Source organism: Chitinophaga sp. LS1 (genome assembly GCF_034274695.1).
Lineage (GTDB): Bacteria > Bacteroidota > Bacteroidia > Chitinophagales > Chitinophagaceae > Chitinophaga.
In genome coordinates this window covers 2,065,492-2,090,684 of sequence record NZ_CP128362.1, presented here as the reverse complement: position 1 = coordinate 2,090,684, position 25,193 = coordinate 2,065,492, and the positions used below count along the sequence as shown (strand labels likewise).

The window sequence follows — 25,193 nt, the reverse complement described above, 5'->3', positions numbered from 1 at the left end:
AACGGAGTAGTTGTAGTTATTTTTGCTTAGCTGCTTCGTCCAGGTAATTTTTACGACGTAAAATAAAATTCTGTCCAAGATACACTTTCCTTACCTGTTCATCTGCAGCTAATTCTTCGGCCGATCCGGCTTTTAATATTTTACCCTCAAATAGCAGATAGGCACGGTCAGTGATGGACAGTGTCTCCTGTACATTGTGGTCGGTGATCAGAATACCGATATTTTTATATTTAAGGCGGGCTACGATAGATTGAATATCTTCTACTGCAATGGGGTCAATACCAGCAAAAGGCTCATCCAGCAGGATAAACTTAGGGTCCACCGCCAGTGCACGTGCAATTTCTGTACGTCTGCGCTCACCACCGCTCAATACGTCGCCGGGGCTTTTACGCACGTGTGTGAGACGAAATTCTTCCAGCAGACTTTCGAGTTTTTCCTTCTGTTCTGCCTTCTTGAGGGTAGTCATTTCCAATACCGCAGAGATATTGTCTTCCACACTCAATTTACGGAATACGGATGCTTCCTGGGGAAGATAACCTATCCCCATCTTGGCCCTTTTGTACATGGGCAGCTTGGTGATGTTGACTTCGTCCAGGAATACCTGGCCCTCGTCCGGCTTGATCAGGCCCACTACCATATAAAACGTGGTTGTCTTACCGGCACCATTCGGGCCCAGCAATCCAACGATCTCTCCCTGAGTTACCTCAACAGATACGTTGTTGACCACAGTTCTCTGACCGTAGCGCTTTACCAGCTGATCTGTATGTATTTTTAATGCCATATGTTGAAACTTAGCAAAAATAAGCATTTACTTCAGCTTTCAATGCCGGGCATTTCTTGCCTGTGCTTTTATCTACGAATCCAGCACAAAGGTTTATAAATATTCGGACTATTCGAGAATTATTAGATGATAATTCTAAGAGATGCATTATTTTTGTCCGGCTATATATTTTTAATAAGCCCACTTGCTATGAAAGTAACTGAACATATCGCACAGGCAAAGGATACATTGATCTCTTTCGAGATCCTTCCCCCACTCAAAGGGAAGAGCATAGAGTCTATCTACGATCATCTGGACCCCCTGATGGCATTCAAACCTGCATTTATCAATGTTACCTATCATAGAAGTGAACACATGTTCAAAAAGCGGTCGGATGGCTCCTTTGAAAAGGTAGAAATCCGCAAAAGACCCGGCACAGTAGCTATTTGTGCTGCCGTTATGAACCATTATAATGTAGATGCCGTTCCTCACCTGATTTGTGGTGGCTTTAGCCGTGAAGAAACGGAAAATGCCCTCATTGACCTGAATTTCCTCGGTGTAGACAATGTGCTGGTACTCCGTGGTGATGCCCCAAAAAACGAGCCGGCCTTCGAACCAGAACCACATGGACACCGCTATGCAGAGGAACTGCTGCACCAGGTTGTGAACATGAACAACGGTATGTATCTGGAAGAAGATCTGCAGGGAGGCGTGAAAACTAAATTCTGTATCGGCGTAGCCGGCTATCCGGAAAAACACTTCGAAGCACCCAACCTGGCTACTGATATGACCTACCTGAAGCGGAAAGTAGAAAATGGCGCCGATTATATCATTACCCAGATGTTTTTTGACAACCAGAAATACTTTGACTTTGTCAAAAAATGCAGAGAAATGGGCATCACTGTTCCCATCATTCCAGGATTGAAACCTATGACCACCCGCAAACAGTTAACAGTACTGCCAAGGGCGTTCCATGTAGATATTCCGAATGATCTGGCCAACGAAATCCTGAAATGTAAGACTGACAAGGATGTAGAACTGGTAGGTACAGAGTGGCTGATCCAGCAGTCTAAAGAACTGAAGGAATTTGGTGCACCAGTATTACACTATTACACCCTGGGTAAACCAGAAGTGATCAGAAAAGTAGTAGAAGCCGTAGTATAACCTGGCTTTCGCTTATATCATCAACCCGCTTTTGCCTGAGGTAAAAGCGGGTTTTTTATTTTAAAATAAAACATTCATGAAAGAGGGAATTCTCCAACGGGGAACGAAAACTATTTTCAGAAAAAAATGCCATTACGTGGAAACGTACTGGCATGTCCGAATAACTGTCACACTTTTTGTTTTATCCTATGTCAAAATAGTTTACAAGTAAGACGCGGGTCACTGGACATACCCCTACTTCCCATAAAAAAAAGGTGCACCCTATCCGGATACACCTTTTGTATTGATTCGCACGTATTATTATGGCCGTTAATAATCTTCCCTGCTCAGTAAAATTCCCAGGCTCACCCCTGCACTATTATTGCGGATCGTACTGTTGCCGGACAAGTCCAGGTTACGGATTCCCCTGCTATAGTGAACCCCGAATATCAGCAGGTTATTAAATTCAACACCTGCCGAGACCTGCGCCCCTACATCCCAACGATTCAGCCGCGTGCCGGGATAAATACCTTTGTTCTCCCTGCCGCTGAATGCAACACTATAATCGGTGGTGCTTACTACATTTCCTGCATTATATACCTGCATCCGGTTATTCCCATTCAGACCATAAGCAGTATATGGCCCCGCCCCTATCGTGAGCCGGCCAAATGATACAGGCACTTTATATGTAAAATTGACGGGTATTTCCAGGTAATGCACTTCCAGCCTGCGGGTGTATTCCCCATCTCCACCGGCGGTCAGGTTGGCACCTTTTGTAATATACCGGATAGCTGGCTCTACATACAACCCGTTTATCAGGGGTACAGTTACCAACAGATCAGCATTTAATCTTGTGAGCGGTTTATTTTCTTCCGCAGAATGACCGGCGGGATCCATGAACTGCATCCTGGATTGATTGACTCCCACATTCAGACCAAAACTAACCTGTGCCTTCAATTGGAAAGGTGATAAAAAAATGCTCAATAAAAAGAATATAAAAGTACGCGTAATGGATTGCTCAAACATATAGGGGTTTATGAAAACTAAGGTAGGAAATAAGTGGGAATTTGGGGTATTAATAGCTCGTTAACAAAGTAACAGGGCTGATCCCCTGAAAAGAAGATCAGCCCTGCATATAATATTGCTTGCCATTAAAATTTATACCCTACTGAAACACCGAAGGAGGTATTATGCCAGCTCCGGCCATTGTCTGTATTGTCATAAGCATTTATGAGACCTAAGTCTGCATTCAGACCCAGGTACAAGCCTACCGGCAGTTCATAACCAGCTACAATACCCATACCTGCGTCAAACCTTTTCAGCCTGGCTACTCCTGCTTCATCATCAAATGCTTTTACGGACACATCAGCATTACCTACTGTAGTTTTATGCTTGCCTGCTACACCGTATGCGAGGTAAGGGCCGACACCAAGGTTCAGCTTTCCTGTACCTACTTCAGGTTTAAAGAGGAAATTTACTGGCACTTGTAAATAAGATAAGTTGGTTTTAACACCGTCATCCTTACCACCCTTGCCAGAGTAAAGCAGACCGGTTCCGACATAAAATTCCTCTGCCAGTGGAATATCTACAGTGATACCAGCCCTGACATTCGTAAACAGGTCACTGGTTTTTTTGCTAACATTATCAGCCTTGGTCGTATAACTGGAGAACAGAGGCCCTGCAACGATCCCCCATTTTGTCTGCCCAAAAGATACACATGCAATCAGAAGCCCGGCGGCCGCTAAAAGGACTTTCTTCATATAGGTAAATTTATCGGTATAGCACCCTACAGGCGTTGTTGGATGCTATACATGTTCATAGCTGTTGTTTTAATTACAGACGTTGCCTGTTTACGCCCCGTTATTTAAGATTGTTGATTAGAACAGGTAACCCACACTAACACTAAACACACGGTTTTTGTTTTTGTCGTTGTTACTGTCATTTCCACCGGAATTGATCTTGGCGAAACCTACTCCGTACTGTGCTGAAATCAGGAAATTGCTGATCTCTGCACCTACCTGTACGTTACCACCCCAGTCAAAACGTTTCAACTTGTTATAACCCTGGTTTGGATCATCATTGTTAAATGGGGTATCATCATCCCACTTGATGTTTGATTCTGTAATCGTGGTAGTACTGCCCACAGTTGTGTAAGTTTTGTTCTTACCAGCTACGCCAAATGCAAAGTATGGACCTACACCCGCAAAGAGACTTGCGCCAGGACCTACAGGTAATTTACCAATGAAGTTCAGCGGAACTTCGATGTAGGATGGGTTGGTTGTAAACTTGTAATGCACGGCATCATTTTCATCTCCGGATTTCAGTTTGGAACCCTTGGTAGTGTAAAACACACCCGGCTGGAAGGATAAGATTCTTGGTACTAATGGCATATCTGCGATTACACCGATATTAAAACCAGACAGTGATTTGTCTTTGTCTACACTACCACTGTTATCAACTGTAATGGTTGAAAGGTTCCAGCCACCTTTTACACCCACACGTACCTGCGCCATCGCGCTCGTTGAAAAAATTGCAAGGGTTGCAAACGATAGGATCATCTTCTTTGTCATAACCTAGAAAGTTTTATTACGACTATCCATTGCCAAAGACTATGCCAAAGCAAAATACAGCAAACGGATGCATCTGATAATAAAGGGGTTACAACATTAAATATATAGTCATTTAATATTTACTTACATTTTTGTGTCCTCAAAAAAAATCCCGTGTATTTGTGATACACGGGATAAATTATCTATAATAACTTCTCATGTGGTTGATGTGTATACAACCTGTACGCTCCATTACACAGTCGTGGATTATTTCTTCGCTGTTTTGCCCTTATTATCTGATCGCTCGATAAATTCATTCAACTGCTCCACACCCAGTCTCTTTGCAACAATCTTCTTCTTCTCGTCCAGCAGGTACACTACCGGTGTACTATATACGTCGTATAGGCGTCTATAGTTAGACTGTGCATCAGGATCCCATGCATGGATCCATCCTTTCAGATGGTTGTCATGAATGAATTGTTCCCACTGCTCTTTGGTACCTTCTGTCTTGAAACCAATCATGGTTACACCTTTGTTTTTCCAGCTCGCATTATAGGCAGAATCCAGCCTGGGGACTTCTATCTTACAGTGTCCACAGGTAGGATCCCAGAATACAAGCACTGTAAATTTACCTTTGGTGGTATACAGCGAAAGAGGTTTCATAGCACTATCCTTTACTTCCAGTGGCGGCGCCTGTTGACCAATCAGATTAGGTGCTATGGAGTATGCACGGGAAATGATCTTATTCAGTTGTTCATCATTCAGCCAGTAAGCATCACCTGCTACATAATACTTTTCTACCAGGTGCACGAACACGGCATCCATTCCCATGTAAGGAGATGACTCATATGTAGAGGTCAGCCACCACACTACAAACTTGAAGTTCTCTTTATCCTTGCGTGTCTTTTCAATCAGTTCATCTGCCGCAACATTGATGGAATCAGGATCCATTGGTACCAATTGGGTAAAGTACCTGTTCATTTTATCTTCCAGTACAGGTGTGCGGGCCAGACGTCCGTCACTGAGGTTGGTATTGTCCCAGTAGTGGCTTCTATAGTAGCGGTAGCCAAAGGTAGAATCGGCATCCGCTGGCTTAGGTGGCACTTCCGGATCTTTCATCATTTTGAAAATGCTGGTCAACAGGCTTTGGGGATGATTGGTCATCACATTGTTCCTGTAGGCCTGCAGCTTTTTGCCCAATTCTGTCTGTACCTGTCTGGCACTGGCAGTGTCTGCTGCCGTATGTTTTGCCAGCAGGGCCTGTGCTTCCTTGTTCAGGGAGGCCACATCTTTGGACAGGAATTTATTGTAATCCACGAAGAGTTCATTCTCCGGAGAGTTCTTATAAATTGTTTTATTGATCAGGTCTGAAGTATCTGCTGAAACGGAGAAGTTTTCCTGTTTGCTGTCCAGCAACATTTCAAAATACCGTGTTTTACCGGGGAACACTACAAGATAAATACCGCCGGGTAAGGCCTCTTTTCCCTGTAGCACTGCTACACCCTGGTCATTCAGCATGGCGGAATCTGCCATATATGTCTTTTTACCCATATACTGGGCCAGGTACATCATACCACCTTTGTACTGTTTTAGCTGTACTGTGATCTTGTAGCCATTCTGGGCCTGTAGCTGCATTGCAGAGCATACAAACGCCAGTATTATCATAAGTTTATGCATAGGACATCGGTTGATGTAAATGTAACCAAGAATTAGGAATTTGAAAAATACGACTCCCTTGCACGCCCACATTACTCTTTGAAAATCCTACCTTTGCACCCGTGAGGAAAAAAAACGTAATTCTGGAAAAAGTTCCCGTGACCGCATATGCAGCAGAAGGGAAAGCACTGGCCCGCATTGACGGCAAAGTGATCTTCATTGAAGGTGGCGTAGTCCCTGGTGACGTTGTAGATGTTCGCCTGGGCAAAAGCAAGAAAGACTGGGCCGAAGGCCGCGCCATCCGCTTTCATAGCTACGCAGCTGACCGCGTGACTCCTTTTTGTGAGCACTTCGGCACCTGTGGCGGCTGTAAGTGGCAAATGCTCCCGTATGACAAGCAGCTCTCCTACAAGCAGCAGCAGGTAACCGACAACCTGACCCGCATCGGAAAACTGGAACTTCCTGAAATGCAGCCCATCCTTGGCTCCAAACACGTTACACATTACCGCAACAAACTGGAATTCACATTCAGCAACAAAGCCTGGATGCCATCTGAAGCGATTGCCGAAGACGGTACCATTCCCAGGATGAATGCCCTCGGATTCCACGTACCCAAGCTCTTCGACAAGGTGCTTGACATCAATACCTGCTACCTCGAAGCAGAACCTGTCAACGCGATCCGCAATACCATCAGGGCTTATGCACTCGAACACGATCTCTCTTTCTACGATATCCGCGCCCAGGTAGGCTGGCTGCGCAACCTGGTGGTGCGCATCTTAACCACAGGCGAAGTCATGGTCAACCTTGTTATCCAACACGAAAACAAGAAAGACCGCGAAGCCCTGCTGGACCACCTGCTGGCGACCGTACCCGGTATTACCACACTGCTGTATACGATCAACCCCAAGTTGAACGACAGCATCTTTGACCTGGAGCCTAAAGTGTACTTCGGAAAAGGATATGCAGAAGAAAAACTGGAAGACTTTACGTTCAAAATTGGCCCTAAGTCCTTTTTCCAGACGAATACTTACCAGGGAGAAGCCCTTTACCGGGTAACAAGAGAATTTGCCGGATTAACAGGAACAGAAATTGTTTATGATTTATATTGTGGAACAGGCAGTATTGGTATTTTTGTATCCAGACAGGCTGGAAAAGTAGTGGGAATTGAACTGATTAAAGAAGCGATAGACGATGCAAAAGAAAATGCAGCCCGCAATGGCGTAAACAATGCAACATTCTTCGCTGGCGACGTAGTAGACATTTGTAACGATGCATTCTTTGCCCAACATGGGCAACCAGATGTGATCATCACTGACCCTCCTCGGGCTGGTATGCACGAAAAACTAGTGAACAAACTACTTGAAATTGCAGCACCCCGTATCGTGTATGTAAGCTGTAACCCGGCTACCCAGGCCAGAGACCTGGCGCTGCTGGATCAGTTGTATGCTGTGAAGAAAATCCAGCCTGTAGACATGTTCCCGCATACACATCATATTGAGAACGTGGTATTGTTAGAAAAAAGGTATTAGTAATAATCAGAATCGGAAATCATAATGAGTGAGTTCAGGCCCCGCAGTTTCGACATATTACCGCTGGTGATTAAAAACCTATTGATCATCAATGGCTTGGTATTTCTTGGACAATATACAATGGGAGAGATTCAGAATCCATCATCGAATCATTTCCTGACGGACCTCTTTGCCCTCCACTATTGGGGCTCGCCCCTGTTCAAGCCTCACCAGGTGCTGACTCACCTTTTTATGCATGGTTCTATCGAGCACCTGTTCTCCAATATGTTCACCCTGTGGATGTTTGGCGCTACACTCGAAAACCTCTGGGGGCCTAAGCGCTTCCTGATGTTCTATCTCATCTGTGGATTGGGTGCAGCCCTCTGCCACATGGGCGTGATCACTTACGAAAATATGCGGCTCACTCATGAGATCAATACTTACCTTGCTGATCCGAATTTTACGAACTTCCATAACCTTACCACACATTACGACCTGGTCAATTCCATTAATCAGGAATTAAGCTTCCCGGATACACCTGCCAAGGTAGAAATGTCTAAATTATTCCTGCGTGAATTCCAGATCGGCTACCGCGATGCAGCTACCCTGGGCGCTTCCGGCGCAGTTTTCGGATTGCTCTTCGCCTTCGGATACCTGTTTCCCAACAGCCTGGTGTACCTCTACTTCCTCTTCCCGATCAAGGCCAAGTACATCGTTACCTTCATGATCCTGCTGGAACTCGTATCCGGTGTCCGGAATACCGCCGGTGATAATGTGGCGCATTTTGCCCACCTGGGGGGTGTACTGTTCAGCTACCTGCTGCTCCGAAACTGGAACAGGAAGAACCGGCGCCATTTTTACTAAATGGAATCGTACCTTTGGCCCCTAAAGTTTTAGGTCAATGGACGTAGCCGAAAAAGGAGAACCAATGCCAATCCTCTCACTGGGAGAAGGAAAGAATATGGTCACCCAGTTATTACTGGTGAACCTGACAGTATTTATCCTGCTATTTTTTACACAAATAGTTTATAATATCGAAGGTAATTCAACCATCCGGTTCAACCTGGATGTAATGAATAATGTGATATTACCTGCCAGCTTCAGCAGACTGGCTCGTTTACCATGGACATTTATCACCTCCCTCTTTGTAAATGAGAGCGTTTGGCTGATATTTGGAAATATGGTATGGCTCTGGGCTTTTGGTTCTGTGCTACAGCGCAAAGCAGGGCCTGGTATTATCCTTCCGTTATATCTTTTTGGCGGCATGGCAGGCAATCTCCTCTATATGCTGGGCATGCAGTTCATACCTGCCTGGCATCCTACTCAATTCTTTGCCTCTTATTTTGGCTCTTCTGCCTCCGTGATGTCACTGGCCGTAGCAACACTTTTACTGGCGCCTGATGTTCGTTTCTTTCAAAAGCTGAACGGCGGCGGCGGTATCCCAATGTGGGTAGTAACTGTATTGTACATCCTCATGGCAGTATCAGAACACCTGTTTTCACATCATGACCTTACTACCCTGCCCGCACTCATCGGCGGAGCAATCACGGGCTTCTTATTTATGAGTGCGTGGAAAAAAGGCAATGACTGGGGAGCCGGCTTCAATAAGCTGGTGTACAAAGCCACACACCTCTTCCATCCGAAAGAAAATTAATAAAGAAACAAATAAAGTGAAAACGCTTCTGTCAATGACAGAAGCGTTTTCACTTTATTGAGTATTTTGTTATTTTTATAGAAACCCCTGTACATTGTCAAAAGCTTTCATCGCCACGGGTATCGTCGCATTATCCCTGATCCTTTCCAGCTGGCTCCCTTACCTTAACCCAGGTAAATGGTGGCTGAGCGGCTTCGCCGGACTATTCTTTCCCATCGTATTCCTCATTAACGTGGTCTACCTGGTCTATTGGATGATACGAAAGAAACCCTATTGGGGACTTTCGCTGGCCGGCATCCTCCTCTCCTGCAGAGCACTGCTGGTTACCTTTGGTCATCATCCCGCAGGCCATGCAGCAACTCCACAAGGTGGCAGCTTCACCCTCATGACTTTCAACAGCAGCAGCATGGGATTGAAAAAATATGCTGAAGACTCCGCTATCAAACAATCTATTTATAGCACCCTTGCATCAGCAACACCAGACATTCTCTGCATGCAGGAATTTTATACCAACAATGGCCCTGATCATACAGATCACCTGAGTGCCATCAAAGAAAAACTACACTACCCTTATCACTACTTCACCTGCGATAAAACACGCTGGAATACCTGGCAATACGGTATCGTATTATTTTCTAAATACCCTATTGTATCAGCCTGTCACATTCCCTGCGGCCACAGCGATGTAGGCAGCGGTAGCAGTATTCTGCAGGCTGATATAAAGATAAATGAACATACTATCCGCATCCTTACTGCACAACTGCAATCCTATATGTTCCGGCATAAAGATTACGCTGCATTACAAGGTGAAACATCACAAGCCAAAGGCCTCGCAGCCAGGATGAAAAATACCTTTGGTAAGCGTTCCACACAGGCAGAACAACTGGCAGCACTAATTAAAGAAAGCCCTTATCCAGCCATCGTTTGCGGCGATTTCAACGATGTACCCGTCTCTTATACTTACAACACGATTTCACCAAACCTGCAGGACGCATTTCTGGAACAGGGCTGGGGCATTGGCAGAACGCTCTCTTTTCTCGCACCTACCCTGCGCATTGACTATATACTTACACAATCACCTTTTCATGTGAATGGCTTTAGCTCCTTTCCCCACAAGGGTTTTGAACATTTTCCAATAATGGCAAGCTTATCACTATAACAAAGTTAGATCGTTTCAATTATCTTTATTCGCAAAAGCGATAGGAGTTGAGATTTCTTCGGTTATTTACGAAAGGTTTTTTTCTAACGGTCAATATCATTGTCATGCTATTCTTTCTGGTAGCATGCCTGGCTCCTTTTGTATCTCCCGTTCAGTGGTGGCCCATCAGCTTTTTTACTCTGCTGTTTCCAATACTGTTACTGATTTTAATCCTCTTCTTCATCTGCTGGTTAATCTTCGATTATAAATACTGCCTGCTTTCTCTGCTGGCCATTGTAATCGGCTGGAAGTCCATCTCTGCTTTCATTGCCTTCAACTTTCCTTCTGCAGAAAAACAATTGTCTGCCCCACCAGACGGTCTCAGTGTGATGAGCTACAACGTAGCCCAGTTTGGATTATACAGGGAAAAAGATAGTAAGTATACCAGACAGGCCATGTTTGCCCTGATCAAAAAGCAGCAGCTGGATGTGGTATGCTTCCAGGACTTCTATACATCAGAAAAGAAAAATGACTTCAATAACCGGGAAGATATCTCTCACGAAATGCACCTGCCCTACCGCTATTTTTCCAGCGACTTTAATCGTGCCGGCATGCAGCACTGGGGCTCCATTATCTACTCCCGGTACCCGATCATCAAGTCGGACAAGATCAAGATGTCCACAGGGCCACGCAGCGAGAGCCTGATCTATGCAGATATTGTGAGAGATGGCGATACCATCCGCATTATCAATATGCACCTGGCCTCCTATCGTTTCGATCAGCGGGATTACCACAATATCCAGAAGATCAAAAACCAACAGGACAGCGGGCTGGTAGCCACCCGCAACATCGTTGAAAAAATGAAGGACGCCTATGTAGGACGTGCCCGCCAGACCCGGGTCGTTGCAGATTTTATCAAAACCAGTCCCTACCGCACTATTGTATGCGGGGACTTCAACGATACCCCTGCCTCTTATACCTATTTTACCATCCGTGGCTCCTTACAGGACGCCTTCCTCCAAAAAGGCAGTGGCATAGGCCGCACCTTTGCCGGGCTGGCCCCTACCTTGCGGATTGACTATATTTTCTGCGATAAATCATTCACAATCAACTCTTATCGTAAAATAAATTCTGACCTCTCCGATCATTATCCCGTTATTGCCAACTTTTCCCTGACCCATGCAAAATAATTTGGATGACTGGTGCCCGGGACTGTCATTTCCCTGACGAAACAATAACTATCTTTGCAATCCGAATTAAACGATATGTCTGAGCTTAAAGTTTACAACTCGCTGAAGCGACAAAAGGAAGTATTTACCCCATTGTATCCTGGTCATGTTGGTATGTATGTGTGTGGTCCGACCGTATCAGGGGAGTCCCACCTGGGACACGCCCGCCCTTACATCACCTTCGACGTGGTATACAGGTACCTGCAACATCTCGGCTACAAAGTCCGTTATGTGAGGAATATTACCGATGCCGGTCACTTTGAGGAAGAAGGCCGTGAAGCCGAAGATAAGATCAGCAAAAAAGCGCAGCTGGAAAAGCTGGAGCCAATGGAGCTGGTCCAGAAATATACAAACCTGTTCCACTGGGCATTCCGTGAGTTCAACACGCTGGAGCCAAGTATCGAACCTACGGCTACCGGTCATATCATCGAACAGATTGAAATGATCAAAACCATCATCGAAAAAGGCTATGCCTACGAGGTGAATGGCTCCGTATATTTTGATGTAAAAAAATATGCTGCTTCCCACGACTACGGTATCCTCAGTGGCCGTGTGCTGGAAGACATGCTGGAAACCACCCGCGAGCTGGAAAACCAGGATGAAAAGCGTAACAAAGTAGACTTTGCCCTATGGAAGAATGCACCTCCCGAGCACCTGATGCGCTGGCCTAGCCCATGGGGAGAAGGTTTCCCAGGCTGGCATATTGAGTGTTCTGCCATGAGCAGCAAGTACCTGGGCACGCAGTTCGACATCCACGGTGGTGGTATGGACCTGCAGTTCCCACACCACGAGTGTGAAATCGCACAAAGCGAAATTGCACACGGTGAGATGATGGCCCGCTACTGGATGCACAACAACATGATCACCATAGATGGTCGTAAAATGGGTAAGGCGTATAATAATACTATCCGCCTCACTGAACTGTTTACCGGCGATAACTATCAGCTGGAAAAACCGTACAGCCCAATGACCGTTCGCTTCTTCATATTGCAAACACACTACCGTAGCACGCTCGACTTTTCCAACGAAGCACTGCAGGCTGCCGAAAAAGGCTTACAACGCCTGTGGAGTGCCTATGAAGTACTGCAGAAACTCGAGTATGCCAACACCGGTGGTGAACTGAACGAAGAGCTGGATAAGCAGGTACGTACCTGGTGCGAAGAATGCCAGGACTTCATGAATGATGATATCAACACCGCCAAAGTACTGGCCAACCTGTTCGAGATAACACCTGTGATCAACTCCCTGAAGGGAGGACAGATCAAAATGCATGAAATCAGTGAAGATACTTTCCAGCTAATCAAAAAGACCTGGAAAACCTGGCTGATAGACATTCTCGCACTTGAGCCGGAAAACCTGGCTTCTGACAATAATACACTGGATGGCGTGATGCAACTGATTATTGAGATGCGTAAAGAAGCAAAGACCCGTAAAGACTATGCTACTTCAGACAGGATCCGTAACCAGCTGCTGGCAGCCGGTATTCAGTTAAAAGATGAAAAGGATGGTAGCGTTAGCTATACTATCCAGTAAGACGATCATAAAATGTTCTTGTTTCATATGCGTAAATTGATTGGCATTTTAACAGGAGTAGCTATTTGTGCTGCTGCCTGTCATTCGGGTACTAAACCAGCCGATACTACTGAGACGACCACTACAAAACAGTCCAATGTGAATGTTCCTGTTTTCAATGCAGATAGTGCATACGCCTATACTGCCAAACAGGTCACCTTTGGTCCGCGCATTCCCGCCACACCTGCACAGACAGCCTGTGCGGACTGGATCATCTCTCAGTTCAAACCACTGGCCGATACGCTGTACATTCAGCGGACCAACGTGACTATCCCCGGTGGTAAATCTGTTCCCTGTATCAATGTGATTGCGACCTTCAATCCCGATGCTGCACAGCGTATCCTGTTGCTCACACACTGGGATACCAGACCTCATGCTGACCAGGATGCGTTTGATAAAACCAAACAGTTTGATGGTGCAGACGATGGTGCAAGTGGTGTAGGTGTGCTACTGGAAGTAGCGCGTCAATTGCATGCACAACATCCAGCTGCGGGTATCGATATTCTGCTGGAAGATGTGGAAGACAGTGGTGTAAGTGAAGATGAAAACAGCTATTGCCTGGGTACACAGTATTGGGCCAGAAACCCACATGTAAAAGGTTATAAAGCAAACTACGGTATCCTGCTGGATATGGTGGGTGGCCGAGGTTCTCAGTTCTATATGGAAGGTGGGTCACAGCAATACGCTTATGGCCCGATGAAGGCATTCTGGGATGTGGCGAACGGACTTGGATATTCTGATTACTTCCGCTATGAGAACACTGGCGCTACTATCACAGATGACCATGTGTACATCAATACCATCGCCATGATCCCTACATTTGATGTCATTGCTATGCAGGCAAGCGGTAACTTCGCTCCACACTGGCATACGACCAATGATAACATGCAGGTGATTGACAAGAGAACCTTGCAGGTAGTAGGACAAACACTCCTGGAAGTGATCTACAAACGACCATTTGAATTCTAATCTGATTCAGCTCTTTTATAAAAACGCTTCTACCTCACGGTGGAAGCGTTTTTTATTTACGCTATGACACAAATATTTAAGCTATGACACAAAAAAATCCCCGCCTTGAAAAAGGCAGGGACATTACGTTAATACTAACTAACCCAATGCCTATTTCTAAGCTTTAATATATCTAAAACTAAAACAACTCTTAATTAAGCCTGTGCGGCCTGCTCAGCTAACTTCGCCTTGATCTTTCCCTCAATTTCAACAGCTACTTCAGGATTATCTGCCAGCAATTGCTTCACGGCATCGCGGCCCTGGCCCAGCTTGTTGGATTCATAACTGAACCAGCTGCCGCTTTTCTGGATAATGCCATATTCAACACCCATATCGATAAGCTCTCCTACTTTGGAAATACCCATTCCGAAGATAATATCGAACTCAGCCTGGCGGAAGGGAGGTGCAACTTTGTTTTTAACCACTTTTACTTTCACGCGGTTACCTACAGCCTCATCTCCATCTTTAATCTGGGTCATACGGCGAATATCCAGACGTACGGAGGCATAGAACTTGAGCGCATTACCACCCGTTGTGGTTTCCGGGTTTCCAAACATCACCCCGATCTTTTCACGCAGCTGGTTAATAAATATGCAGCAGCAATTAGTTTTTGAAATGGTAGCAGTCAGTTTACGCAGCGCCTGAGACATCAAACGTGCCTGTAAACCCATCTTGCTTTCACCCATCTCACCTTCCAGTTCACCCTTTGGTACCAGGGCTGCTACGGAGTCAATCACCACCACATCTACCGCTCCGGAGAGGATCAGACGGTCAGCAATTTCCAATGCCTGCTCACCATGGTCTGGCTGAGAGATCAGCAGTGAATCGACATCCACACCCAGACGCTGGGCATAAGAACTGTCAAATGCGTGTTCCGCATCGATAATTGCACAGATACCTCCCTTTTTCTGGGCTTCTGCAATCGTATGTATAGCTACTGTCGTTTTACCAGATGATTCAGGACCGTAAATTTCTATGATCCTTCCTTTGGGGAGACCACCAATACCTAACGCAATGTCAAGTCCCAGCGAACCAGTAGAGATAACCTCCATAGGAACAACTCCCTTCTCTCCCATCATCATCACGGATCCCTTTCCAAAATCCTTCTCGATCTTGTCCATCGTAAGGCGCAGGGCCTTCAGTTTATCTGTATTTGCTGTAGACATATTAGTAAGATTTTTTACAAATTAATGGTGTGCTAAATTATTATATAATTTTCTATTTTCCTAAAATTTTTAGCATTTTACGAGCTTTGCTAAATTAGCTAGCAAAATAAAATGAGGGGGTTAACTCACAACAGACGCAGATGTCAATTATCAAATAACACTACAAAGATGAGATGCCCTCGCGCACTGAATTTGCGCAGCCAGAAAATAACTGAAAAAAAAGGGTAAAATTTCTCTTATCCGACTATGACATATGCGATCAGTTGTGCCAGTATACCCACCAGGAAACCAGCGTAAATCTCCACTGGTTCATGGGCATTCAATATAAGGCGTGCAGTTGCAACAATAGCTGAAAGGAACAAGGCTAGTATCAATACGCCGCTTACATTCAACTGCAGACTGAACATCACGATCAGGATAAACCCGATCACGCCGCCCCAGCCTACCGTATGCATGCTCACTTTCATTCTCGTATTGAGCACCATGGCCAGGCTAACCGCAAGAAACACCCCTAAAAAGAAGACATTGAAGAAAGGTGGTGCTACACCCTGCTTTTTAAAGGCATAAAATGCCCAGAAGTAGTAAATCGTGCAGGCAATATATGGTATGATACGATCCTTTTGGGTACGCAGGTGCAAACTATCTATAAAGTTCAGCGCCCTGGAAAGCCCTACCGTCAGTGCAGGAAAAAAGATACTGATCGCGATGACCCTGAAGTACAGGGTATCGTAAGCAAACCGGAAACTGATCTGTTTGAAGGTCACAAAGTACTCAGGCAGTGCATGCACCACCAGCCAGGTCACCAGCAGCGGTATAAAAAGAGGATGCAGCAGATAAGAAATGAACATTGAGATCCCGCGAAGCACGGGACTAAAATCCGACGCTTGTTCAGGCCGGTTATCTGTTGCGTGTATAGTTGCTTGTTCCATTTAAATCATGTGTACATTTCGGGCTGTACAGCGGCCCTATTATAATTCCTTCCTTAGCCTTGCTACCGGAATATTCAGCTGCTCACGGTACTTTGCTACTGTACGGCGGGCAATATTATATCCCTTGTCCTGCAACATCTTCGTCAGGTTTTCGTCGCTCAGTGGTTTCCGCTTGTTCTCTCCTTCTATCAGGTCAGACAGTATCTTCTTTACCTCACGGGTAGATACCTCTTCCCCACTATCTGTCGATAATGATTCGCTAAAGAAAAATTTCAGTTTGAAGGTACCAAACTCCGTCTGCACATACTTACTGTTGGCCACACGGCTCACTGTAGAAATATCCAGCTGGGTGATGTCCGCAATATCTTTCAGGATCATTGGGCGCATGGTAGTTTCATCCCCTGTCAGGAAAAACTCTCTCTGGTATCCCATGATAGATTCCATGGTAGACAACAGCGTATGTTGCCTTTGCTTGATAGCGTCTATGAACCACTTGGCGGCATCAATCTTCTGCTTGATAAAAAGTACAGCCTCTTTCTGACGCTTGTCCTTTTTATCACCACGATCATACTCTTTCAGCATGTCACGGTAGCCTTCTGAAATACGCAGATCAGGCGCATTCTTTGAATTCAGCGTCAGCTCCAGTTTACCATTGTTGTTCAGGATAAAGAAGTCTGGCACCACATAGCTTTCTGCCTTGTTCAGCGTAGCATAGTTACCACCCGGCTTTGGTGTAAGACGGATGATCTGGCCAATGGCTTCTTTCAGACCTTCGTCACTCATATTAAGACCCTTCTGGATCTTCTCGTAGTGTTTCTTGGTAAACTCGTCAAAGTAGTTTTCCAGGATCATGTAGGCGCCTGCTACTCCATCATCGTCCTGTGGCTTGCGTTTCAACTGCAGCAACAGGCACTCTTTCAGATCGGTGGCACAGATACCGGGCGGATCGAAATCCTGTATCTTTTTGATCAGATCCCTGATCTCTTCCTCATCTGTACTTACGTTCTGTGAAAAGGAAAGGTCGTCCACAATGGCACTCACTTCCCTGCGCAGGTATCCATCGTCGTCAATACTTCCAATGATCTGCTCAGCAATGGCGTTTTTTCTTTCATCCAGCTCCAGCATGCCCAATTGTTCAAGCAGGTGCTCGTGGAAAGACGTCTCTACCCGCACCGGAATGGTTTTGTTCTCATCCTGATCGGGGTAGTTATCATCGCGCAGTTTATAGTCTGCTATATCATCATCGCCTTCGCTTACATACTCGGAGATGTCAATATTATCATACTCATTCTCACTTCCATCTGGTTCAAACTCGTCGTCACCCTCTCCTTCTTCATTACCTGAAAACTCATCCTGCGGATCTTTAAATTCCTCCTCATGTGCCTCTTCCCCATATTCAAGGGCAGGGTTCTCCTCCAGCTCCTCCTTGATCCTTTCTTCAAGTACGGCAGTAGGGACCTGCAACAGTTTCATGAGCTGAATCTGCTGAGGCGACAATTTCTGTAATAGCTTCTGCTGTTGTGTCTGCTTTAACATAGTCTGATCCTATCCAAGGGCAAAAATAATAACAATAGTGTTTACTAATCTGGTCTATAGTCACTCACCCTCCAAAGTCCAGCGAAAGCTGTTCATCCGGCAGTAACCGGAAAGACTTTCTGTGAAAGGGAGTATCTCCATGTACTCTGATGGCATTCCGGTGCTGAATTGTAGGATAACCTTTGTTTTCAAGCCAGCCGAAATGTGGAAACTGTTCGTGCAGCTTCATCATATATTCATCCCTGTAAGTCTTGGCCAATATAGATGCTGCGGCTATTGAAGCATAAATACCATCTCCTTTGATAATGCAGGCATGGGGGACATTTCCATAGGGTTTGAAACGGTTGCCATCTACCAGGATGTACCCGGGTTGTTGCTGCAACTTTTCCAGTGCTAAGTGCATGGCCCTGAATGAAGCCTGTAATATGTTGATTTTGTCAATCTCCTCATTATCTACACTTGCTACCGCATAGAAGAGTGCCTTTTCCTCTATTACCCCGCGCAGATATTCCCTGTCGGCAACTTTCAGCTGTTTGGAATCGTTGAGCAGTTTGTGGCGGAATTTCACTGGCAGTATGACTGCCGCCGCAAAAACCGGCCCTGCCAGACACCCTCTGCCAGCTTCGTCACAGCCGGCTTCAAATGCTATTTCTTTCTGATGGTATGAACGTAACAAGGCGTTTCTTTTGATTGTTGCCCGGTAAAGTTAGGGATTTTAGCCATGTTCCGGTACCCGGCAAACATCTAAATTCTTACTGGAATAATTCTTTGAAATCCTGTTTGAAGTTCGTCCATTCCCTGTCGGAACGCTTTAAGGCAGTATCGATATCGGTACGGGTACTGTCCCAACCGGCAGCAGTGCCATTTTTCAGTTCATCCAGTTTCCCATTGATCTGGTCTCTCAGCACACCCAGTTTACGGCGGGCCTCCTTACTTCTGGCGGATCCGTCACTCTTTAGCTGGTCCATTTTTTTATCAATATCATTCTTTCGCTCTTCCAGGTCTCCTCTCAGCTTCTGCCGCTCTTCATCCAGGTAATCCCCAGCAGCGCCGGCAGCGGACTTAACATCTTGTCCAATTTTTTCCACACCTGCTTTCAGCGTGTCCTTCTTTTCCTCCTGCTTTGGCGTCTCGTTACAGGCGAAGAATGCAACAGCAGCCAATAGATACAATAGCTTCTTCATAAGTAGGCTTTTAATATAGTTTGTGTGCATGATTGCTATAATCATCTCCCCTTTAACAAATGCCATTCCATAATTATGCCTGGCCGACAATCAGCCCCCTCCCATCATAATATCAGCGGCCAATACCTAAAAATTAGCTAGGTTTGGCCCTGTTTTCAAAAAAATACGATATCAATGAAGAAAAAAGTTCTGCTGCTTTTGCTGTTATTGGCAGTTAAATTCGCCAAAGCAGACGAAGGTATGTGGCTTCCTTACTTATTAGGGCAGCAAGTGTACAATGATATGGTCCAGAAAGGACTGAAACTTACCAAAGAACAGTTATACAGCATCAATAAGGCATCGGTAAAAGATGCAATTATCATCTTCGGCGGCGGCTGTACCGGCGAAATCGTGAGCAATCAGGGACTCATTTTCACCAACCACCACTGCGGATACGATGCAATTGCTACAGCCAGCACTGTGGAACATAACTACCTGAAAAATGGATTCTACGCCCAGACCAAAACACAGGAAATCCCTGCTAACGGCCTGACCGTACAATTCCTGGTACGTGTTGATGATGTGACTAAGAAAATGGAAGACGCCCTCCAGGGACTCACTGGCCAGGACAGAATGAAGAAACAGCAGACCGCCATCGGCGAAATCGTGACCGAAGCTACCAACGGTACCGGCTACGAAGCTAAAGTACTCCCCCTCTTCAAAGGCAATCAATTCCTCCTCTTCGTATACGAACGCTATAAAGATATCCGCCTCGTAGGCGCCCCTCCTGAAAGCATCGGGAAATTTGGTGGCGACACTGACAACTGGGAATGGCCACGCCATACAGGCGACTTCTCCGTATTCCGTGTATATGCAAACAAAGATGGTAAACCAGCCGATTACGCTGCTGACAACGTACCATTGAAACCAAAACACTTCCTGCCTGTATCCATTAAGGGTATCAAGGAGAACGATTATGCCATGATCTTTGGTTACCCTGGTGGTACCAACAGGTATGAAAGCTCCGAAGGCGTGAAACTGAAAATCGACGTAGAAAATCCTTCCATCGTAAACCTTCGCGCAGTACGCCTGAAATACATGTTTGACCAGATGAAAAAAGATCCGGCTATCAAACTGAAACTGGCATCTTATTATGCCGGCGTGGCCAACTACTGGAAGTTTTACGACGGTGAAACCAAACAACTACTCAAATATAAAGTAGAGGAACAAAAACAAACACAGGAAAGCGCTTTTGTAAAATGGGCACAGGGCAAACCTGAGTTTGAGCAAATCTTTGCCGATTATGCACAGACTTACAAGGAATGGACTCCATATGCAAAACACCGCATCTACATCAATGAAGGTATTATGGGTTCTCCTTTGGCCGGTTTTGCCGCCAGCCTGCAGGCCCTGGAAAAAGCAATGGTACAATCAGGCACCAGCGCCGATGTACTTAACAAAAGTATTCAGGCGGCTGACAAAGCACGCACTGCTTTCCTGGAAGATGAAGATAAAACCAGCGATCAGAAAATACTGGCAGCCACCTGCCGCATGTTCTATACCGACGTTCCTGCGGCGCAACATCCTATCGGGTTCTTCGATGCTATAAAAGCGAAATTCGGTAGCCTGGACGAAGACAATACCTACCGTCTCTGGGCGGCAGCATTGATGTCCAGCAGCATGATCATGAACGACACCCGCTGGAAAGCTTTCATAGAGCACCCGGATGCAGTGACCCTTCAACAGGACCCGGCATTTGCATATTCCAGTGCGTTCATCAAGAATTGGAGCAGCAAGTACCTGCCATTGTACAACCAGTTTGTTACCAAAATTAATGACCTCGGCAGGGCTTACCTGAAAGGCCTGATGCAGATGGAACCAAACAAGAAATGGTATCCTGATGCAAACTTCTCAATGCGTCTTACTTACGGACAGGTAAAACCATATACACCACGCGATGCAGTATCTTACGATTATGTTTGTACCATGAAGGGGGTGCTGGAAAAATACAAACCAGGAGATTATGAGTTTGACCTGCCGGCTAATTACGTAGACCTGTACAACAAGAAAGATTTCGGTCAATATAAAGATGCACGCAAGAATGATATCGTGACCTGTTTCATTACTACCAATGACATCACCGGCGGTAACTCCGGTTCTCCTGTGCTGAATGGCAATGGTGAACTGATCGGGTTAGCATTTGATGGTAACTATGAAGCACTGAGCCACAAGATTCAGTTTGATCCTGTTTACAACCGTACGATCTGTGTTGATATCCGCTATGTACTCTGGTGTATAGACAAACTGGGCGGCGCACCGAATATAGTAAGTGAGCTGAAGCTCGTAAAGCAATAAAATATCTTACGATATAAAAAAGCATCTGTCAGACCAGGCAGATGCTTTTTTTGTAGGTTCAATTGCCTTCGGCAGACCTGAATTCAATAAATTTGCGCTGTGTATGCACAATATTCTCCCCCCGCCCTTTTAGCGCCTTATGTAGACGCATACTGGATCGTCACTACTTACGGTCCGGCCGTATCCCGCATACTTCCCGATCTCTGTGCTGATTTCATTTTTAACCTGGATGATGGTAGTGTCAAGGCTGTCGGCACCATGACCACTTATCACGATGCCCATATATTATCAGCGGCGCGACTGTTAGGTATTCGCTTCAAACCAGCCGGTATGGCTGCTTTTGCAGGCCTTCCCATGCAGTTACTAACAGATCAGCATATTCAGGGCGATGACCTGTCGCTTCCTTTAGTCCGTCAATTGCAGGAAGCTGTAATGCAAGGCCACAATCGGTTACAGGCCATCTCCCATTGTCTGTTAAAAGCATTGCCTGATCAACCCACACGTATGCAGGCAGCCATCAGTGCTATACAATCCAGTCATGGCAATATCTCTCCTGTTACACTCGCAGCGCAGGTCAATATGAGCCCCCGCAATTTTGAACGTACTTTCCTGCAACAGGTTGGTACATCCGCCAAAACCTTTTCACGCATCGTGCGTTGTTTAAGTGCAATAAACGCGTTGAAAAACCAATCTTCACCTAATTTACTGTCACTTGCACTCAATTACGGGTATCACGATCATGCCCACTTAACAAGGGAGTTCAGGCATATTACCGGTGAAGCCCCCAGCGAATATTTGTCGTTTTTATACAAATAGCGGCAGGTCTTCAGCGATTACCTTTATATTCTAATATTCACATACATGCGACAAAAACTAACACTGGTAACCCTGGGTGTAAGAGACCTGCAAAAATCTATTTCTTTTTTTGAAGACGGACTTGGCTGGAAGCGCTCCTCCGCCAGCCAGGATGGTGTCGCCTTTTTCCAGTTAAATGGAATGGTCTTATCGCTCTTTGGCCGAAAAGAACTGGCTGTTGATGCCAATGTACCCGAAGAAGGCAGTGGATTTCCTGCATTTTCACTGGCACTCAATGCAAAAGACAGAGCGGAGGTTGATAGCGTACTAGAACAGGCTGCCAATGCCGGAGCAGAGATCGTAAAGCCAGCTGAAGAAGTATTCTGGGGTGGATATAGCGGTTATTTCAGGGACCAGGACGGGTTCCTTTTTGAAGTAGCACATAATCCTTTCTGGGAGCTGGATGAAAAAGACAATATTATCCTGCCCTAAAAGCTTTTAAACGTCAGAATGACCTTGCCACTGTCTTTCAGTTGCAAGGTCGCTCCGTTTATATCATATGCATATGTGTGGTTGTTCAGTAAGCGGAGCAACTGGCTTTCCCTTTCATTCGCTTTGGTATCCACACAAGCCATACGGGTACTGATGACTTCCTCAAACGTCAATGCCTTGCCCGTAGCGGAATAATTACCCGACATCTTATTGCAACCTGCATTACCACTAAAACGGTGTGCAGTGGTATCAAACTGTATATAGACCGGCGATGAATCCGGTTTTTCATTTTGCATTTGTACAAGGCCCCAACGGTGGCCACCCAGATCCGGTATCTTTTTGAGTGAGGTACAAGCCATGAGAACGACCAGCCCCAGGGTAATTTTGCTTATCATAACTTTGAATTTTCTAATAGAAAATCAAAAATCAAACCATCGATTTTATCACCCTGAATGTATGATTCCCTCCTGTTTCCAGTCAATCTGGTCCATCAATAACCGGAAATAATTATCCGCTACCTCACTGGCAAAAAAGTGAGGATAATACAGCAATTCCCCATCCTGCAAGGGAATCACATGTCCGGATGGCTCATCAAAAAATGGTAACTGCATAAAAAAAGCCGTCCCACCTAATGGCGGGACGGCACTAATATACTTGGAACTAATATTAAAATTAAGCTACACCATCAGCTTTCATGGTTTTCTGGAAACGCTTTCTTTCTTCCTCATCCAGGATGGTCTTACGCATACGGATGTGGTTAGGCGTTACCTCGATACACTCATCCTGCTGGATGTATTCCATACATTCTTCCAGAGTCATCAGCGTCTTAGGAGCAATGTTGGTTGCACCATCAGTACCACTTGCACGCATGTTGGTCAGTTTCTTTCCTTCATTAGGATTCACTACCAGGTCACCAGGCTTGTTGTTTTCACCAATGATCATACCTCTGTACACATCTTCTCCTGGATCTACGAAGAAGAAACCTCTGTCCTGCAGTTTATCAAGAGAATAACCAGTGGTAGAACCCGCTTCTTTAGCAATCAGAACACCGTTGCTACGTCCAGGGATTGGACCTTTCCATGGTTTATAATCAATGAAACGGTGTGCCATTACAGCTTCACCAGCAGTAGCAGTCAGCATTTGCGTACGCAGACCGATCAGACCACGGGAAGGAATTTCGAATTCCAGGTGCTGCATGTCACCTTTAGTTTCCATGACCAGCATTTCACCCTTACGACGGGTAACCAGGTCAATCACCTTGCTGGCGAAGTCCTGAGGTACGTCTACAACCAGGTTTTCATATGGCTCACATTTCTTACCATCTACTTGTTTCAGGATTACCTGAGGCTGACCTACGGTCAACTCAAATCCTTCACGACGCATGGTTTCGATCAGTACGCCTAAGTGCAGGATACCACGGCCATAAACCAGGAAGCTATCAGCACTGTCAGTATCTACTACGCGTAATGCGAGGTTCTTTTCAGTTTCTTTAACCAGACGGTCACGGAGGTGACGGGAAGTTACGAACTTACCATCTTTACCGAAGAATGGAGAGTTGTTGATGCTGAACAACATGTTCATAGTCGGCTCATCCACGCTGATAACTGGCAATGCTTCCGGATTTTCGAAATCAGCGATCGTATCACCAATACCGAATTCTTCCAGACCTACTACCGCACAGATATCACCTGCCGCTACTTCGGTTACTTTCTTTTTACCCAGTGCTTCGAAGATATACAGTTCGCGAACACGGGACTTCTTGATAGTACCATCTGTCTGAACCAGGGAAATTGGCTGGTTTTCTTTGATGGAACCACGCGCTACTCTTCCTACAGCGATACGGCCCAGGAAGGTAGAGTAATCCAGAGAGGTGATCTGCAACTGCAAAGTACCCTCAGCGATGTTAGGTTCTGGCACATAGGTCAGGATACCATCCATCAGTGGCGTGATATCTTCGCTAGGAGTGATTGAATCGTTGAACCAGCCATTCTTACCTGAACCATAATAGGTTGGGAAGTTCAGCTGCTCTTCCGTTGCATCCAGGTTGAAGAACAACTCAAATACAGAGTCATGTACTTCATCAGGACGGCAGTTCGCCTTGTCTACCTTGTTAATAACAACGATAGGCTTCAGGTTAAGCTGCAGCGCTTTTTGCAGCACGAAGCGTGTCTGTGGCATTGGGCCTTCAAAGGCATCCACCAACAGGATCACACCATCAGCCATTCTCAGTACTCTCTCAACCTCACCACCAAAGTCGGCGTGGCCTGGAGTATCGATCACGTTGATCTTCACCCCTTTGTACTCAACGGAAACGTTTTTACTTAAGATGGTGATACCACGCTCCCTTTCCAGGTCGTTGTTATCCATGATCAATTCACCTGTTTCCTGGTTAGCCCTGAAAACGTTGGTTGAATGGAGGATCTTATCAACCAGGGTCGTTTTACCGTGGTCTACGTGCGCAATAATTGCTATGTTACGGATATTCATAAATCAAATTAGTTGACTTCGGCTAGCTGGTTTCCAGCCAAAAGAAGGCGCAA

General features: G+C 45.7%; 24 protein-coding genes. 11 read left to right on the top strand and 13 right to left on the bottom strand.

The window, feature by feature from the left end; all coding sequences use genetic code 11:
• Window positions 1-16: 16 nt before the first annotated feature.
• Complete coding sequence (gene lptB / locus QQL36_RS08675; RefSeq protein ID WP_083723350.1) at window positions 17-781, bottom strand: LPS export ABC transporter ATP-binding protein; 765 nt, start codon at window positions 779-781, stop codon at window positions 17-19.
• Between the two features lie 189 nt (window positions 782-970).
• Between lptB and metF the strand changes: the two genes are divergently transcribed.
• The gene (metF, locus tag QQL36_RS08670; protein WP_083723351.1) at window positions 971-1,924 is read left to right on the top strand and encodes a methylenetetrahydrofolate reductase [NAD(P)H]; all 954 of its coding nucleotides are present in this window, start codon (window positions 971-973) and stop codon (window positions 1,922-1,924) included.
• Window positions 1,925-2,233: 309 nt separating this feature from the next.
• Here metF and QQL36_RS08665 read toward each other — a convergent pair whose 3' ends face one another.
• From QQL36_RS08665 to QQL36_RS08650, 4 genes are all read right to left on the bottom strand, one after another.
• The gene (locus QQL36_RS08665) at window positions 2,234-2,929 is read right to left on the bottom strand and encodes a porin family protein (RefSeq protein WP_321569533.1); all 696 of its coding nucleotides are present in this window, start codon (window positions 2,927-2,929) and stop codon (window positions 2,234-2,236) included.
• A 125-nt stretch (window positions 2,930-3,054) separates the two neighbouring features.
• A complete protein-coding gene (locus QQL36_RS08660) occupies window positions 3,055-3,663 on the bottom strand; it encodes a porin family protein (protein ID WP_321569532.1) in 609 nt (202 codons plus the stop codon).
• A gap of 117 nt (window positions 3,664-3,780) precedes the next feature.
• Entirely contained in the window at window positions 3,781-4,473 is a 693-nt protein-coding gene (locus QQL36_RS08655; RefSeq protein WP_083723354.1) for a porin family protein, read from the bottom strand.
• A gap of 246 nt (window positions 4,474-4,719) precedes the next feature.
• The gene (locus tag QQL36_RS08650; RefSeq protein WP_179091197.1) at window positions 4,720-6,129 is read right to left on the bottom strand and encodes a TlpA family protein disulfide reductase; all 1,410 of its coding nucleotides are present in this window, start codon (window positions 6,127-6,129) and stop codon (window positions 4,720-4,722) included.
• A gap of 101 nt (window positions 6,130-6,230) precedes the next feature.
• Here QQL36_RS08650 and rlmD point away from each other — a divergent pair, with 101 nt between their 5' ends.
• From rlmD to QQL36_RS08615, 7 genes are all read left to right on the top strand, one after another.
• Window positions 6,231-7,637, top strand: coding sequence for a 23S rRNA (uracil(1939)-C(5))-methyltransferase RlmD (rlmD, locus tag QQL36_RS08645; protein WP_321569531.1), 1,407 nt, complete (start codon window positions 6,231-6,233; stop codon window positions 7,635-7,637).
• Window positions 7,638-7,661: 24 nt separating this feature from the next.
• On the top strand, window positions 7,662-8,480 hold the full coding sequence (locus tag QQL36_RS08640; RefSeq protein WP_083725175.1) for a rhomboid family intramembrane serine protease: 819 nt from the start codon (window positions 7,662-7,664) through the stop codon (window positions 8,478-8,480).
• 37 nt (window positions 8,481-8,517) lie between these two features.
• Entirely contained in the window at window positions 8,518-9,270 is a 753-nt protein-coding gene (locus tag QQL36_RS08635; protein WP_321569530.1) for a rhomboid family intramembrane serine protease, read from the top strand.
• Window positions 9,271-9,364: 94 nt separating this feature from the next.
• A complete protein-coding gene (locus tag QQL36_RS08630; RefSeq protein ID WP_321569529.1) occupies window positions 9,365-10,429 on the top strand; it encodes an endonuclease/exonuclease/phosphatase family protein in 1,065 nt (354 codons plus the stop codon).
• A 104-nt stretch (window positions 10,430-10,533) separates the two neighbouring features.
• Window positions 10,534-11,598 (top strand): endonuclease/exonuclease/phosphatase family protein, encoded by a 1,065-nt coding sequence (locus QQL36_RS08625; RefSeq protein ID WP_321569528.1) that lies wholly within the window; start codon window positions 10,534-10,536, stop codon window positions 11,596-11,598.
• A gap of 75 nt (window positions 11,599-11,673) precedes the next feature.
• On the top strand, window positions 11,674-13,170 hold the full coding sequence (gene cysS / locus QQL36_RS08620; protein ID WP_083725168.1) for a cysteine--tRNA ligase: 1,497 nt from the start codon (window positions 11,674-11,676) through the stop codon (window positions 13,168-13,170).
• 27 nt (window positions 13,171-13,197) lie between these two features.
• Entirely contained in the window at window positions 13,198-14,178 is a 981-nt protein-coding gene (locus QQL36_RS08615) for a M28 family peptidase (RefSeq protein ID WP_321569527.1), read from the top strand.
• A 194-nt stretch (window positions 14,179-14,372) separates the two neighbouring features.
• On the opposite strand, the gene recA is transcribed toward QQL36_RS08615, so the two are convergent.
• The 5 genes from recA to QQL36_RS08590 form a co-directional block, all read right to left on the bottom strand.
• Complete coding sequence (recA, locus tag QQL36_RS08610) at window positions 14,373-15,383, bottom strand: recombinase RecA (protein ID WP_083725164.1); 1,011 nt, start codon at window positions 15,381-15,383, stop codon at window positions 14,373-14,375.
• Between the two features lie 236 nt (window positions 15,384-15,619).
• The gene (locus QQL36_RS08605; RefSeq protein WP_143708923.1) at window positions 15,620-16,312 is read right to left on the bottom strand and encodes a hypothetical protein; all 693 of its coding nucleotides are present in this window, start codon (window positions 16,310-16,312) and stop codon (window positions 15,620-15,622) included.
• Between the two features lie 39 nt (window positions 16,313-16,351).
• Window positions 16,352-17,848, bottom strand: coding sequence for an RNA polymerase factor sigma-54 (gene rpoN, locus QQL36_RS08600; protein WP_083725160.1), 1,497 nt, complete (start codon window positions 17,846-17,848; stop codon window positions 16,352-16,354).
• Window positions 17,849-17,912: 64 nt separating this feature from the next.
• Window positions 17,913-18,524 carry a ribonuclease HII gene (locus QQL36_RS08595; protein ID WP_083725158.1) on the bottom strand — a complete coding sequence of 204 codons (612 nt, stop codon included), beginning with the start codon at window positions 18,522-18,524 and terminating at the stop codon, window positions 17,913-17,915.
• Window positions 18,525-18,600: 76 nt separating this feature from the next.
• The gene (locus QQL36_RS08590) at window positions 18,601-19,032 is read right to left on the bottom strand and encodes a hypothetical protein (protein ID WP_143708922.1); all 432 of its coding nucleotides are present in this window, start codon (window positions 19,030-19,032) and stop codon (window positions 18,601-18,603) included.
• A 174-nt stretch (window positions 19,033-19,206) separates the two neighbouring features.
• Here QQL36_RS08590 and QQL36_RS08585 point away from each other — a divergent pair, with 174 nt between their 5' ends.
• From QQL36_RS08585 to QQL36_RS08575, 3 genes are all read left to right on the top strand, one after another.
• On the top strand, window positions 19,207-21,366 hold the full coding sequence (locus QQL36_RS08585; RefSeq protein ID WP_321569526.1) for a S46 family peptidase: 2,160 nt from the start codon (window positions 19,207-19,209) through the stop codon (window positions 21,364-21,366).
• Between the two features lie 99 nt (window positions 21,367-21,465).
• Window positions 21,466-22,182 (top strand): helix-turn-helix domain-containing protein, encoded by a 717-nt coding sequence (locus QQL36_RS08580; RefSeq protein ID WP_083725152.1) that lies wholly within the window; start codon window positions 21,466-21,468, stop codon window positions 22,180-22,182.
• A gap of 45 nt (window positions 22,183-22,227) precedes the next feature.
• Entirely contained in the window at window positions 22,228-22,653 is a 426-nt protein-coding gene (locus QQL36_RS08575; protein WP_321569525.1) for a VOC family protein, read from the top strand.
• Here the strand turns inward: QQL36_RS08575 and QQL36_RS08570 are convergent.
• The 3 genes from QQL36_RS08570 to typA all read right to left on the bottom strand — a co-directional run bounded on the left by QQL36_RS08570 (window position 22,650) and on the right by typA (window position 25,140).
• On the bottom strand, window positions 22,650-23,048 hold the full coding sequence (locus QQL36_RS08570; RefSeq protein WP_083725148.1) for an META domain-containing protein: 399 nt from the start codon (window positions 23,046-23,048) through the stop codon (window positions 22,650-22,652). The two genes, QQL36_RS08575 and QQL36_RS08570, sit on opposite strands and share 4 nt — an antisense overlap.
• A 48-nt stretch (window positions 23,049-23,096) precedes the next feature.
• Window positions 23,097-23,264: a hypothetical protein gene (locus tag QQL36_RS08565; RefSeq protein ID WP_179091195.1), complete on the bottom strand. Its 168-nt coding sequence runs from the start codon at window positions 23,262-23,264 to the stop codon at window positions 23,097-23,099.
• Window positions 23,265-23,325: 61 nt separating this feature from the next.
• The gene (gene typA, locus QQL36_RS08560) at window positions 23,326-25,140 is read right to left on the bottom strand and encodes a translational GTPase TypA (RefSeq protein ID WP_083725146.1); all 1,815 of its coding nucleotides are present in this window, start codon (window positions 25,138-25,140) and stop codon (window positions 23,326-23,328) included.
• Window positions 25,141-25,193 lie beyond the last annotated feature (53 nt).

Excerpts from the sequence above, each read along its gene's own strand:
- QQL36_RS08575 (WP_321569525.1), top strand. The coding sequence starts at position 22,228 with ATGCGACAAAAACTAACACTGGTAACCCTGGGTGTAAGAGACCTGCAA.
- lptB (WP_083723350.1), bottom strand. The coding sequence starts at position 781 with ATGGCATTAAAAATACATACAGATCAGCTGGTAAAGCGCTACGGTCAG.
- QQL36_RS08655 (WP_083723354.1), bottom strand. The coding sequence starts at position 4,473 with ATGACAAAGAAGATGATCCTATCGTTTGCAACCCTTGCAATTTTTTCA.
- cysS (WP_083725168.1), top strand. The coding sequence starts at position 11,674 with ATGTCTGAGCTTAAAGTTTACAACTCGCTGAAGCGACAAAAGGAAGTA.
- QQL36_RS08585 (WP_321569526.1), top strand. The coding sequence starts at position 19,207 with ATGAAGAAAAAAGTTCTGCTGCTTTTGCTGTTATTGGCAGTTAAATTC.
- rpoN (WP_083725160.1), bottom strand. The coding sequence starts at position 17,848 with ATGTTAAAGCAGACACAACAGCAGAAGCTATTACAGAAATTGTCGCCT.
- QQL36_RS08590 (WP_143708922.1), bottom strand. The coding sequence starts at position 19,032 with ATGAAGAAGCTATTGTATCTATTGGCTGCTGTTGCATTCTTCGCCTGT.
- QQL36_RS08640 (WP_083725175.1), top strand. The coding sequence starts at position 7,662 with ATGAGTGAGTTCAGGCCCCGCAGTTTCGACATATTACCGCTGGTGATT.
- QQL36_RS08650 (WP_179091197.1), bottom strand. The coding sequence starts at position 6,129 with ATGCATAAACTTATGATAATACTGGCGTTTGTATGCTCTGCAATGCAG.
- QQL36_RS08605 (WP_143708923.1), bottom strand. The coding sequence starts at position 16,312 with ATGGAACAAGCAACTATACACGCAACAGATAACCGGCCTGAACAAGCG.
- QQL36_RS08660 (WP_321569532.1), bottom strand. The coding sequence starts at position 3,663 with ATGAAGAAAGTCCTTTTAGCGGCCGCCGGGCTTCTGATTGCATGTGTA.
- QQL36_RS08665 (WP_321569533.1), bottom strand. The coding sequence starts at position 2,929 with ATGTTTGAGCAATCCATTACGCGTACTTTTATATTCTTTTTATTGAGC.
- QQL36_RS08635 (WP_321569530.1), top strand. The coding sequence starts at position 8,518 with ATGGACGTAGCCGAAAAAGGAGAACCAATGCCAATCCTCTCACTGGGA.
- QQL36_RS08570 (WP_083725148.1), bottom strand. The coding sequence starts at position 23,048 with ATGATAAGCAAAATTACCCTGGGGCTGGTCGTTCTCATGGCTTGTACC.
- QQL36_RS08615 (WP_321569527.1), top strand. The coding sequence starts at position 13,198 with ATGCGTAAATTGATTGGCATTTTAACAGGAGTAGCTATTTGTGCTGCT.
- metF (WP_083723351.1), top strand. The coding sequence starts at position 971 with ATGAAAGTAACTGAACATATCGCACAGGCAAAGGATACATTGATCTCT.
- typA (WP_083725146.1), bottom strand. The coding sequence starts at position 25,140 with ATGAATATCCGTAACATAGCAATTATTGCGCACGTAGACCACGGTAAA.
- QQL36_RS08625 (WP_321569528.1), top strand. The coding sequence starts at position 10,534 with ATGCTATTCTTTCTGGTAGCATGCCTGGCTCCTTTTGTATCTCCCGTT.
- QQL36_RS08565 (WP_179091195.1), bottom strand. The coding sequence starts at position 23,264 with ATGCAGTTACCATTTTTTGATGAGCCATCCGGACATGTGATTCCCTTG.
- recA (WP_083725164.1), bottom strand. The coding sequence starts at position 15,383 with ATGTCTACAGCAAATACAGATAAACTGAAGGCCCTGCGCCTTACGATG.